Below are 12,926 nucleotides of genomic sequence, written 5' to 3'. Positions count from 1 at the left end.
TTGCAGTTGTTCCTTAATTTCATCAGGTAATGTTTGCTGCGCTATTAATAGTTTTGCTAAAGGTAAACGCTGAGGGTCAGAGACTATCTGCTTTAGTTCACCTCTAATCTGATTACGGTTATCTATTAACTTATTTATAGAATTCATCTCGCTCATCAAACGTCCAATTCCCATAGCAGGAGTGCCATCTCCGATAGAACGAGCCCAAGTTTGTTTAACGGTGAGATAATTTTGCTGTAAAGTAGCAATTTCTTGATCGAGAGCTGATATCGCTTTTTGATAATGCGTCATTAAACTTTCATTACTTAAAGCAAGCAGCTGTTGCCATAAGTTAGGTACATAATGATCCATACCGTGCTCAGCAATCGATACTTCGGACAAATTATTTACCAGCGAAACAGAATCATTAATGGCTAATTTTGCCATATCTAACATCGTCACTTGTGTTTGTCTGGGTGTTAGTAGAATCTGATCTGGTTTTTGATAAGTCAGTAGCTGCGATAAATGACCATGGTGCAGATAATTATCATCGTCGTTATCGGTGAGCATTTTCTTAATCAATGTTATACCACTACTAAACACATCCCATTTATCTAGCCCCTCTGTAAGATCGGTATTTGCCCATGTCATGGGGATTTGAGCAACTCCATCATGGTTATTAACATGACGATAATGCAGGATCTCCTGATACCGAGTAACAAAACTGCGTGTTCCTGTACGTGGCATTCCGTAAGTGTATAAGCGTAGCTGTGAAGAATTATAGGCGTCTTTAGTCAGCGCACTTAACAGCAGTGCCCCTGCACCACCTAAACTATGACCACAAAAATATAATTTCTTGCCCCCATGTTTATCTAATTCTTTCAGCATAATATCTAATAATGCCATAGCATATCGATAGAACCCCCGATGGATATAAGTCCCTCCAAATTCTTTAGGGGCAATTTGTGCTGCATCCAAGTCTGTTTTAACAAGGTCATTTATACCTGGCGAATTAAGTACAGCGTCAATGCCGTTAGCCACTTTAGTAATGATGAATTTTGAATTTGGATCAATGACACTATCTTTATCGTAAAAACTCGGCTCAGTACCTCTAACCGAAACAATAGCTATTTCTTCATTGAACAGGATATAACCTTGGGCATGTTTCTGGCGGTTATCGTAGTATTTAAAATTCAACGCTCTGCTGTAAGGTATTTCCTCGACAAGCCATCTCACTTTTTGATTACCAGACTGTATCGGCAACTGCCTAGACTTGAACTGATTTATAACTGTTTCGATACTCCCAGTACTGTCATCCTCTGATTTTAGATCAATACTTTTTTTATCAGTCGCATAAGCCAATTTGGACAACAACGCAAAGGTATAACTATTCACCAAACTAAATTCATCGGTATCAATAATTACTGGCATATAACTGCGCAGTGCTTTGATTTCAAAAACGTAACTTTGGTTGTGGCTAAGGCTGAACCCTGCTTTTTCCGCAGAGGCATTGGTATCTATCCCTTTATGGTGCTCTTGCAAAAACTCATCTTGAGGGGCTTCATCCCAAAAATCACCTATGGTAGTGCTGTGATACCGTTTCGGGCTTTGCTCAGCAGCATCTAGCTCTGCCGATGCACGGATTTTCACTGGCGACTCTTGCCCTTCTTTACGGCTGGCGTACTTTTCGACTTCACTTAACAAAGAGGCTTGGCTGACAGAAGCGCGCCATTCACCTGCGGCAATATTTGCAAATAATACTTTACCAGCGCTGGTGGTTTGCGTGTGTGTGTTGGAGGTAATTTTGTTCGTAATGGTGACGGCAAGGCCATCAATCGGTTCATCGTTTTCACTCATGAACTCCAGTTCCAACCAATTTTTCTCGGGGTTGCACTGCACGCAATGGTTAAATGAATCCATGATTATCCCTCATGTTGTAATTGGCGACTTAAGGCATGCAGAGCATATTTAATCTCTTCATTTTGATTGTTTTTGATCAGTTCTATCATGCTAGGCTGAGCCAAGTATTCGTTGCCCATAATCGCCGCGATGGCCGCGCTCATCACACGATACGTTAAGGTTTGCTCAGCAGCAGAGAGAAACGGTGTGAGCATGGAAGCGATATCACGCCCTTGCGTAAGATGCTGGTCCATTGCCTTGGGGAAATGCTGCCATAACCAAGATTCAAGGTTAGCTTTTAACAAAGGTAAGTTCTCTTGTTTATCAAGATGATGCGCTTTTATTACCCACCAAGAGCCTTGCTGAGCATTAAATGGCGCGTGCGAGGTGTTGTCAAACGTGACTAAGTGACCTTGATCTCGATCGTGGCCTTGGTCTCCATTATCTAATGCAGCCAATTGATTGATATTACCCAAAAACTGGTTCACTTCTGATTGGTCCATTCGCGCTAACATAGCAATAATGACCGACCTATCGTAAAAGCGAAACATCACTTCCTCGCCTTCTAATCCGGCAATTAATAAACTGCGAAGATGCTGCAACACTTCATCGCCCACGGCATGGCTTGACAGCCCAATACCCTGTTCAAGTAACGCTTCAGGGAGCGACAATACCGATTCAGAAACAGGGATTAACCATGGAGAGAGTGGCATCACCTCAGTAAACATTGCACCATAAAACAGAGGCACGGCTTCTTCAAATCCAAAGCCCCCATTTTGCTGTAAGGCGTGCTTGTGAAGCTTGCGATCAACTAACCAATAGCGATGGTTTTGCTGCTGTTGAAACCAAGAGAGGATCATGACAGTTTCCCCTGCGTAGAGCATAATCTTACGGCTGGCATATGGGCTTGCTCTGCGTTTAATAACGCTTGGTAAGAAATGGTTCGAAGAGCGGCTGACATGGTTTGGTCCTTTTTCGTGAATCGCATCGCATAATGTAATGCCTCACTAAGCAAAAGCAATGCCAGTGTTAAATTATTATATTTCAATAGGTTAACTTTGGCTTTTGACTACTTGAGCAATAAATTGCTCCGCTGGGCAAAAACTTGCTTAACCAAGCACGATCTGACCGAATTTTTGCTCGGTTCAGTGCTCTCTCACCGACAAGAGATGTAACTGCACAAGCGTCGTCAATCCTAAGCCATCTCACCATTGACAGAACACGTAAAGTTCACCGCACAGCTTAGATTCCAGCCTCGCCAATTAAATGTTAACATCATCACATCTAAAACTGCGGTGGTTATCAGTAAACCTTGTTGATGATTCTCATAAACATCAATAAAAACTCTCTTCCTCCACCAGCAGAATTTTTACATTAAAAGGCAGTTTTCAAATGGTTAACAACACAATTCAATGGTTTCCGGGACACATGCATAAAGCACGTAAGGAGATCGAAGAGGTCATTCCGCAAGTTGATGTGATTATCGAAGTGTTGGACGCTCGTATCCCGTTTAGCAGCGAGAATCCACTTATCTCCCATTTGCGTGGTAATAAACCGTGTGTGAAGGTACTCAATAAACGTGACCTAGCAGACCCTGAAATGACGCAATTGTGGATCGACCATTTTGAGAAAGAACAAGGGGTGAAAGCAATGGCGGTAACCACGTCTAACCCTCAAGAAGTGCATAAAATCATGGAGCTTTGCCGTAAGTTGGCGCCACATCGTGAAGAAGTGGGGAAAAATATTCGCACCATGATCATGGGCATCCCGAACGTAGGCAAATCAACCATCATCAATACGTTAGCCGGTCGCGCTGTGGCTCAAACAGGTAACCAACCCGCCGTTACTCGCCGCCAACAACGTATCAATTTGCAAAATGGCATTGTGCTGTCCGATACTCCGGGAATTTTATGGCCTAAAGTGGAAAACCCGCACAGTGGTTTTCGCCTAGCTGCAACGGGGGCAGTAAAAGATACTGCAATGGAATATGAGGATGTAGCCTTTTATACTGTTGAGTATTTAGCGCAAGCTTATCCTGAGCGTTTGCAAGAGCGTTATCAAATCGATGAGCTACCTCAATCTGATGTGGAATGGATGGAAGAAATAGGCCGCAAACGTGGTGCTCTGCGCCCCGGTGGCCGTATTGATCTGCACAAAGCTTCGGAGATCCTACTGCATGAATTGCGCCAAGGTATTCTCGGCCAAATTACTCTTGAACGCCCTGAAATGATCACCAAAGAGTTAGTGGAAGTGGAAGAACGAGCGGCTAGAGAAGCCGAGGAAAAAGCAGCCAAAAAAGTAGAGCGTCGTAAACGTTATTTGCGTAATAAGCGCTAAATTCCTCTCGGATCCTTTCTACGCTACACCTCATTTCTACTATTACCATCAGGGCGGTCAATGATCGCCCTTTTCATCAGAACAGACAACTGCATGCTGTTTGCTATTTGCTATTTGCTATTTGCTATTTCTAGCTGACATTATCATGACAAATCAATACAGGTTTTTATGCGCTACTTCTATAGCATGAAGGAACCTTCTGATGACACTCAAGTCATACCACCATTGTTTATTTTCTCCTTGATATGGAATTGTTCATGAAAAAGCGTTGGGCCATCGCGGTAATTAGCGCCGCCTTAATCAGCGGGGGCTATTACCTAACCACCAATAGCAATGAATCTCTCTCGGCTTTCCCCACTCTGACGGTCGAACAGGGAAATATTGCCAAACAGGCAATCGCTGTTGGCCAAATCGTGCCAGCTCACTCGGTATCTATAAAATCGCAAATTGAGGGGATTGTCGGTGAAATTTATCATCGGGTCGGTGAACAAGTTACCTTGGGCACGCCTTTGATCAAAGTGCGTCCAAATCCAACACCGCAAGCGTTAACCGACGCAACCACTGCCTTAATGCAAAGTGAGGCGAGCTTAGATTCCGCCAAACAGACGCTGGCAAACTTGCAGCAGTTAGTTGAACAAAAGATTGTGCCGGAAAACTACGGTGAGCTAATCCAAGCAAAATCAGAGCTGAAATCAAAACAAGCTGAAGTGCAACAAAAAAGGCAGAACCTTGAGCTGATCCGCAGCGGTGAAGCATCGGTTGGCGATTCGAAACTCACCTCCACACTCGTCGCCCCCATTGATGGCACCATTTTAAACTTAAAAGTGGAAGTGGGAGAGCCGATCATCTCCACTGCCTCAAGCCAAGCGGCGACTGAAATGATGTCGATTGCCGATATGAATGACATGATTTTCAAAGGCAGTGTCAGTGAGCATGATGCGGCGCAACTCGCCGCAGGGATGGCCGTCAACTTAACGTTAGCACCGTATCCAGAAGCAGAAATCAGCGGCGTATTAAGCAAAGTTGCGGTTCAATCTGATAAGTTGAATAACCCTAGTGATACTAAAACGACTAGCTTTGATAATGGATTTGAAGTGGAGATTAACCAGATTCGCTTTCCTGACAATATGGTGATTCGCTCGGGCTTTTCTGCTACCGCACAGATCACATTAAAGAGCGTGGAAAACGTCATCACCATTCCAGAACGCGCATTACGATTTAGCGGTGAAAAACCTGAAGTCTTGATCCCAGATCAGTCAGAACAAGGTTACCAAGTGCGTGCCGTAACCTTAGGTTTGTCCGATGGCATTAATGTGGAAGTGATTGCGGGTTTATCAGCGGACGATGTGATCATCGACAACAGTTTATTCGGAGGCAAAGATGACCACTAAGCGCCCTTTTCAACGTAATGCGCTAGCAGCCGCGCTAATGACGTTCTGTGGCGCGGTGACTTTTTCAGCTCACGCCATCACTATTGAACAAGCTTGGCAAGCCGCAAAAGCTTTTGACCCTACTTATTCACAAGCGCAGATCCAATCTCAAATCAGTGAAACAGAGGTCCGAAGTACCAAAAGTGCCTTGCTGCCTTCTTTTAGCCTCAGCGCGGATACCTCATGGGATGACGATGGCAACAACACTAAAGGCTATGGTGCCACATTAAGCCAAACCATTTGGGATAGCGCTAATTGGGCACAGCTCGACCAATCTCAAGCAAGCTATGTGGCATCACAATTAAAAGTGAAGACTGCACATAATGAGCTGGCTGCAACATTACTGTATGCCTATCTCGATCTCGCCAGCGCACAAGGCGATCTACAACTTGCTGAGCAAAAGTTCGTAGAAGGTGCAAAACTGCTGAAGATTACCGAGCAGCGCTACAAAGCAGGAAAAATTCGATCAACGGCATTGGAAGACATGCGTGCTAACCACGTCGATGAGCAAGCCGATATACTCAGTGCGCAAGCCGCTCTAGAAGAGAAAAAGTCAGCCCTTATCGCGCTCATCAATCAAGACCCACAGCACATTGACCAAATTAAAACGACCGACCTCATTGAACCGCCAATGCAAGTCAGCAGCGAAACTGAATGGTTAAAGCTTGCGCAGAATAACAGCCCTGAGTTATTAGCTGCCCAGCAGGAAGTCGCCGCTTCTGAATTTGGCCGAGATGCAGCCAAAGCCAAATATTATCCCACCTTATCTGGCAGTGTTTCTTACCAAGACAATGATCAGGGTCGAGATGGGGATCTCAGTGCAGGTTTAAGCTTAAAAATTCCGTTGGATTTGAATGGTTCCACGCGCGCCACGGTCGATCAGGCTGCGCTGCAAGTCTTAAGCGCAAAGCAAGTACTGCGCAAGGTAGATATCGAGATTAAACGCAAAATTCAAAGTGGCTTTAGCCAAATCCATCTGGATTGGCGACAAGTGGAGATGGCTCAGTTACAAGTCCGCTCACGAGAGCAAGCTTTAAAAAGTAAACAAACCGTTTATGAGTCAGGAATGACTGAAGCTTCTGATTTGATTGACGCCCATAACGCTCTGTTTAACAGTAAAAACAGTCTACAACGGCGATTGTACCAATATTGGAAGCAGCGGATTGGCCTGCTGCAAGCTGCTGGGCAGTTAGATGATGACGTGATCGCTTCGCTCTCTCAGGCTCTGCACTCATGATCTCAAGCCTACAGCAAGTCGTGCAAACGCTGCTTGCCCATCGGCTACGCAGCGCCCTCGCGGTCATTGCTATCGTTTGGGGTATTGTTTCTGTTTTAGTGCTCATTGCCTTAGGTGAAGGATTTTATCGCGTCAATACACAATCTTTCGCGCTGTTAATGAGTGATACACAAATGGCTTTCCCCAGTCAAACCACCAAACCATGGCAAGGCCTTGCGGCAAGACGAGCGATTACCCTTTCAGAGCCGGAAATGCGCGCTTTGGCACAGCACCCAAACATCAGCGCCTTATCAGTTATCTACGGAAAATGGGATGCTAAAGTGACGAATGTAAAAGGCCGAATGCTTCCCGGTTACGTCAGCGGGATCGACTCTCAATTTTTAGCATTGCGCAACTTGCAACTGACCGCGGGGTCACGCGGCATTCACGCCAGCGATCAGCAAAACCATTCCCGAATTGCGGTGGTTGGTTGGCAGTTGGCACAAGTTGGTCAGCTATCTATTGGTGATACGATCAAAGTCAATACCATTCCCTTCTCGGTTGTCGGTATTACTCAGCAGCAAGAAGGGGGCATTTCTATAAACAATGAAAACAGCCAAGTGATGATCCCAAGCAGCGCTTTTAATGATCTTTGGCAAAGTGAGCCTGAATTTTTGCTTGTGCAGCCCGCAGCAGGGATACCCGCAGCGGTATTGCGCATGAACATCCTCTCTTTCTTCGCCAAACAGAAACATTTTGATCCGAGCGATACTGAGGCCATAAACCTACCGGATTTCAGCAGCGGCGCTCAGTTTTTCAATGCCTTGTTTCGAGGTATACAACTATTTTTAGGGGCAAGTGGAGCGATGACGCTTGCGGTCGGCGCTTTGGGCGTCGCCAATATCATGTTCCTTTCTGTCACGGAAAGAACGCGGGAAATTGGTGTGCGTTTAGCCATTGGCGCAACACCGAAGATCATTTTACGCCAGTTTATTTTAGAAGGTGGGTTGCTAGTGGTATTAGGTGCAGTGTTGGGAATGCTCCTCTCCTATCTGGTAGTGCTATTACTGAATTACATCGGCTTACCTGATTGGCTCGGCGAACCAGTCATCACTGCGCCGGCTTTAGGCTGGTCACTGCTCGTCACCACGTTGTTTGCGCTGCTGGCCGCTTATTTCCCAGCAAAGCGTGCCGCCAACCTCACCCCCGTCATCGCCTTAAGTGCGAGGGCTTAATCATGATGTTACCTATCAGGCAAATTTATCAAGAGATGGCGGCCGAAAAACTGCGCTTACTGCTCACTATTTTAGCCGTGGCTTGGGGCACACTTTGCATCGCTACCATGCTCGCAACAGGCGAAGGATTACGCCAAGGGCTAACACGCTCATCACAAAGTGGCAATGGCAATTTGCTTTATGTGACAGGGGGTTACGCCAGCCAGACCGCCGGGCGCTTTTTTGAAGGGAAAGCACTCTCTTTGCAAGCGGATGATGTTGAGTTTGTTCGCGCACTGCCCTTTATCCAACGCGCTGAAGTCGGCGCACAATGGGATAAACGCGTCAGTAATCAAGACAATGGCACCTGGCAGCGCCCACTAGCGGTTAACCCAGAATATCAGTCCTTAACTGGTATTGAGATAGCCAAAGGAGGACGATGGATCAACCCGCTCGATAATCAACAGCAGCGTAAAGTGGTTGTACTCGGTTATAACGCCGCAGTGCAATTGTTCAATTCTGAGGATGGTTGGAGTTGGCTGGAACCCCAGACGCTGAGCATAAACCCTGTAGGTCAATTGATAAAAATAGGTGATGAAAACTTTACCGTTATCGGCGTGATAGCGCAGACAAGTGCAGAGGTAGAACAAGGAACCCCTATTGACTACGCGGTATTTGTGCCTTTTCGCACTTGGCAACGTTTTAACCCCAACGCAGCGATTGCAGCGATCAATGTGCAGCTCAATGCCACGGTTGATCGCGAAAAAGCCGCGCAAGTGATTAAGCAAGTGATCGCCAGAAAGTACGGTGCCAGTACTTCAGACACGCAGCTCTTGCAAGTCGAAGACATGCTATTGAGGCAAAAAAGCATGCGCCGTTTCTTATTCGGTCTACAAGGCTTTTTGGGCATTATTGGGCTTATTACCCTCGGCGTCGCAGGCATTGGTATTGCCAATGTCATGTACGCAACGGTAAAACGATCCACGCGAGACATCGGTGTACGAATGGCCGTCGGAGCTACGCCAACCACTATCAAACTCCATTATTTAGTGCAAGCCTTGCTCACGATGTCACTTGGCGGTTTAGCTGGCTTAGGATCCACTTACGGGCTGATCACCTTATTAAGATACGCTCCCTTAGAAGGCAATATGCTGTTTGAGCAATTAGGGAAACCCTTACCCGAACTGTCGTTTTCGATTGTCTTTCTTGTGATCGCGGCGCTGGCGATTGTCGGTGTGATTGCCGCGTGGTTTCCCGCCAATCGCGCGGCTAGCATTACGCCATTAGAGGCATTACAAAGTGAATAAACAAAACTTACCGAACCTTGTTCAATTGACCAATATCAGCAAGCACTATCGCAGTGGTGAAGAGTTGGTCAAAGCATTAGACGGCGTTTCGCTATCGATTCAAAAAGGCGAATTTCTCTCCATTCTAGGGCCATCAGGCTCGGGTAAATCAACCTTAATGAATATCCTCGGTTGCTTGGATGTTCCTACATCGGGTGAATATCAGTTGGACGACAAGGCGGTCGCCTCGCTCAGCAGCCATCAATTGGCTCATATTCGTAATCAAAAAATTGGCTTTGTTTTTCAAAGTTTCAACCTGCTCGAATACGCTAATGCTCTCGATAACGTCGCCCTACCCTTGGTCTATCGCGGAGTAAAATTAAAAGAGCGCCGAGCACGTGCAGCAACACTATTAGAAAAAGTGGGGCTTGGCGATCGCATGCAGCATAAGCCCAACCAGCTCTCGGGGGGGCAAAAGCAGCGGGTGGCGATTGCGCGCGCGTTGGTCAATGATCCGCAAATTATCTTAGCCGACGAACCGACAGGTGCGTTAGATTCAAAATCAGGCGCTGAAATTGAAGCCCTGTTCAATGAGCTTCATCAAGAAGGACGAACGCTTATTGTCGTCACTCACGATCTCGCATTAGCGAAGCGAACTCACAGAATAGTGAATATCAAAGATGGGCAGATTTTATCTGATGAACGCGTTGATCACGCAACAAGGCAGCCATAAATAGCTCAACGCATTGTAAGAAGTTATAAAGTGAACGAGAAAGACGAAGCCGTTCCAGTTCGCCTTTCTTAGTTCATTTTTTCTTTGTTCTTTCTTTGTTGGTTTTTTCTTTGGATCCTATTGAGAGATACCCGCCAATTTCAGCAATACCGCTTCGAGTTGATCCCATGGCATGAGCTGTGAGTCAATCACTTCTAAGCGTGATTCAAACCCTTCTAAGCTCATCTCATTCACTGAAACGACTCCTTGGTTGATGTTGAAGGCGTAACATCCTTTATCGGTATTGACGACCGCCTTAACACGCTCAGCGGTCAGGGCACTCAGCATAGAAAAAAGCTCATCAAAATCAAAATGGTATTCAGCGCCGATTAACCAACCACAACTGAAATAACCTTGGCCCCGATTTTCTTTGCGCACAAACGCTTTACCCGGCTGTAACGCAAACTGTGGTTCTAACGAAGCATGATGATGGTGATGCGCTTCAATATGAGTAGAAGCTGCGCCGTGAAGACGTTCAATATCTAATAATTCTAAAGGCAACTCACCTTGCTTGACTAACTTGCTAAAAATCTTCGCGGGTGATTGATCAGTCACCCAGTCATTAAACGCATCCACATCAGCACTAGTGCATTGATCCACTTTATTGCCAATCACCACATCACCACTGGCCAATTGGTCATTAAAATTTTGGTTGGATGTGTATTTTTCATTACGCAAGTTGCGCGGATCCACTAAAGTGATCGTGGCTTTTAAATCGACATACGGTGCATATTGATCAGAAGTTAAAGTTGCCACCACTTGCTTAGGGTGCCCAAGCCCTGTTGGCTCAATTAATAGACGATCGGGCTTTTGCCTAAGTAAGGCGTTAATTCCAACAGACATAGGAACACCCGCGGTACAGCACATACAGCCGCCCGGTACTTCTTTGATCAGCGCGCCTTGGTCAGACATCATCGCCCCATCAATACCAATTTCTCCAAACTCATTGACCAACACCGCCCACTTTTCATCAGCAGGTTTATTCTTCAATAAATTCAAAATGGCCGTCGTTTTTCCTACACCAAGAAAACCGGTAATAATGTTAGTTGGTACTTTTTTTGTCATGTCAGCACTCCTTTTGCGGCAGTATATACCGAAATAAGAAGCCAGTGCATGGTTTGCCAGTTAGACAGGAACAATGAGCCGAGGTACATAAACGACAAAAGGCGCACTACGGTGAGCGCGCCTTTCCCCTCGTAACTCAATCGTGAGTTCGCGAATCGGGAGGACTATAGATGCAACCCGATCATAAACGAGGACATAGAATTGAAATATTGCTGATTCCATCCAAATTGTAGGTAAGGCTTGAATTCCTCCCTGTACGATATCTGAATCTGCCTTACGCTTTAACTATGGTTCATTTGGCTGGCTTAGCAAGGTTCAATCTCTGTTTTTTAACTCATTTTTAACTCAGATCTCGTTTTTAGTAGAGAATCTCTCCATCTTCCAGATATGGAAATCTACATTGCAGCTTTGACGCTATAGTTAATCACTTTGGCGCGTATAATTCTGTAACAAAATATGTTCACATTTTACCAATCGAGGCCCTTTTTTACATGACCAAAAGAGAGAGATTGAAACAGTCACTGCTTGCAAAAGTTCCAAAAGATACGATTAACCAATTTCTCTCTAAGGACAAAACACCACTCTCAATCCTTTTTCTTTCACTCATTGTCGGTATTCTTGCTGGGATTGTTGGTACTTACTTTGAGGCCGCTGTGCACCTGGTTTCTGAAACACGCACCGAGTGGTTAAAAAGTGAGATTGGTAATATCTTACCCTTGTGGTTGGCCGCTTTTCTTATCAGTGCAGCGTTGGCGTTTATCGGTTATTTCCTTGTGCACCGGTTTGCGCCCGAAGCCGCCGGTTCTGGCATTCCTGAAATTGAAGGCGCGATGGATGGTATGCGCCCCGTTCGTTGGTGGCGAGTACTGCCAGTGAAGTTTTTTGGCGGTATGGGCGCCTTAGGTTCTGGTATGGTTTTGGGACGTGAAGGGCCCACGGTTCAAATGGGGGGAGCCATTGGCCGAATGGTGTCGGATATTTTCCGCATCAAAAATGACGATACCCGCCACTCACTCTTAGCATCTGGCGCAGCTGGAGGCCTAGCTGCCGCATTTAATGCGCCGCTGGCGGGCATCATGTTTGTGATAGAGGAGATGCGCCCGCAGTTTCGCTATACCCTCATTTCAGTACGTGCTGTTATTGTCTCTGCGGTAGCGGCAAATATCGTCTTTCGCGTGATTAATGGCCAACATGCTGTGATCCAGATGCCGCAATATCAAGCACCAGAGCTGGCTTCACTGTGGCTGTTTCTGCTGCTTGGGGGACTGTTTGGTATTTTCGGTGTGCTATTCAACCGTTTAATCACACTATCACAAGATATTTTTGCCAAAATTCATCGCAATGATCGTAAGCGATATTTACTCACGGGTTCATTATTGGGAGGCTGTTTTGGCTTAACTTTATTGTATATTCCTGAATTGACTGGGGGTGGCATCTCACTGATCCCTAATATCACCAATGGTGACTATGGTGCCGCTATCTTGCTGCTTTTGTTCATTGGCCGTATTTTTACCACCTTGATCTGCTTTGGTTCTGGTGCTCCGGGCGGGATTTTTGCGCCAATGCTGGCATTAGGCACGCTGTTTGGTTACGCCTTTGGTCTGATTGCGCAAGAACTGTTACCACAATTAGCGATTGACCCAGGAATGTTCGCCATTGCAGGCATGGGGGCACTGTTTGCCGCAACGGTTCGCGCACCCATTACAGGTATTTTGTTAGTTATTGAAA

General features: G+C 45.9%; 10 protein-coding genes. 7 read left to right on the top strand and 3 right to left on the bottom strand.

Annotated features, from left to right (window positions below; all coding sequences use genetic code 11):
* On the bottom strand, positions 1 to 1,899 hold a 1,899-nt coding region (locus B9J84_RS13380; protein ID WP_094124342.1), incomplete at its 3' end, for a lipase family protein.
* 2 nt (positions 1,900 to 1,901) lie between these two features.
* Positions 1,902 to 2,762, bottom strand: coding sequence for a DUF4123 domain-containing protein (locus tag B9J84_RS13375; protein WP_094124341.1), 861 nt, complete (start codon positions 2,760 to 2,762; stop codon positions 1,902 to 1,904).
* Positions 2,763 to 3,270: 508 nt separating this feature from the next.
* Here B9J84_RS13375 and ylqF point away from each other — a divergent pair.
* From ylqF to B9J84_RS13345, 6 genes are all read left to right on the top strand, one after another.
* Positions 3,271 to 4,215 (top strand): ribosome biogenesis GTPase YlqF, encoded by a 945-nt coding sequence (gene ylqF, locus B9J84_RS13370; protein ID WP_013868498.1) that lies wholly within the window; start codon positions 3,271 to 3,273, stop codon positions 4,213 to 4,215.
* Between the two features lie 245 nt (positions 4,216 to 4,460).
* A complete protein-coding gene (locus tag B9J84_RS13365) occupies positions 4,461 to 5,606 on the top strand; it encodes an efflux RND transporter periplasmic adaptor subunit (protein ID WP_013868497.1) in 1,146 nt (381 codons plus the stop codon).
* The gene (locus B9J84_RS13360; RefSeq protein WP_094124340.1) at positions 5,596 to 6,882 is read left to right on the top strand and encodes a TolC family protein; all 1,287 of its coding nucleotides are present in this window, start codon (positions 5,596 to 5,598) and stop codon (positions 6,880 to 6,882) included. The genes B9J84_RS13365 and B9J84_RS13360 overlap by 11 nt, the downstream gene beginning before the upstream one ends.
* The gene (locus B9J84_RS13355) at positions 6,879 to 8,096 is read left to right on the top strand and encodes an ABC transporter permease (protein WP_094124339.1); all 1,218 of its coding nucleotides are present in this window, start codon (positions 6,879 to 6,881) and stop codon (positions 8,094 to 8,096) included. Before B9J84_RS13360 ends, B9J84_RS13355 begins: the two co-directional genes overlap by 4 nt.
* 2 nt (positions 8,097 to 8,098) lie before the next feature.
* Positions 8,099 to 9,382, top strand: coding sequence for an ABC transporter permease (locus B9J84_RS13350; protein ID WP_094124338.1), 1,284 nt, complete (start codon positions 8,099 to 8,101; stop codon positions 9,380 to 9,382).
* A complete protein-coding gene (locus B9J84_RS13345) occupies positions 9,375 to 10,094 on the top strand; it encodes an ABC transporter ATP-binding protein (protein WP_017045357.1) in 720 nt (239 codons plus the stop codon). The genes B9J84_RS13350 and B9J84_RS13345 overlap by 8 nt, the downstream gene beginning before the upstream one ends.
* A 117-nt stretch (positions 10,095 to 10,211) precedes the next feature.
* Here B9J84_RS13345 and B9J84_RS13340 read toward each other — a convergent pair whose 3' ends face one another.
* Entirely contained in the window at positions 10,212 to 11,198 is a 987-nt protein-coding gene (locus tag B9J84_RS13340; RefSeq protein WP_010320211.1) for a GTP-binding protein, read from the bottom strand.
* A gap of 491 nt (positions 11,199 to 11,689) precedes the next feature.
* Here B9J84_RS13340 and clcA point away from each other — a divergent pair.
* Positions 11,690 to 12,926: H(+)/Cl(-) exchange transporter ClcA (gene clcA, locus B9J84_RS13335; RefSeq protein ID WP_094124343.1), on the top strand; the 1,237-nt coding region annotated here is incomplete at its 3' end.

The organism is Vibrio sp. V03_P4A6T147, assembly GCF_002241085.1.
Taxonomy (GTDB): Bacteria; Pseudomonadota; Gammaproteobacteria; order Enterobacterales; family Vibrionaceae; genus Vibrio; species Vibrio anguillarum.
Note: the sequence above shows the minus strand (reverse complement) of the source record. Positions and strands in the feature narration are given on the sequence as shown.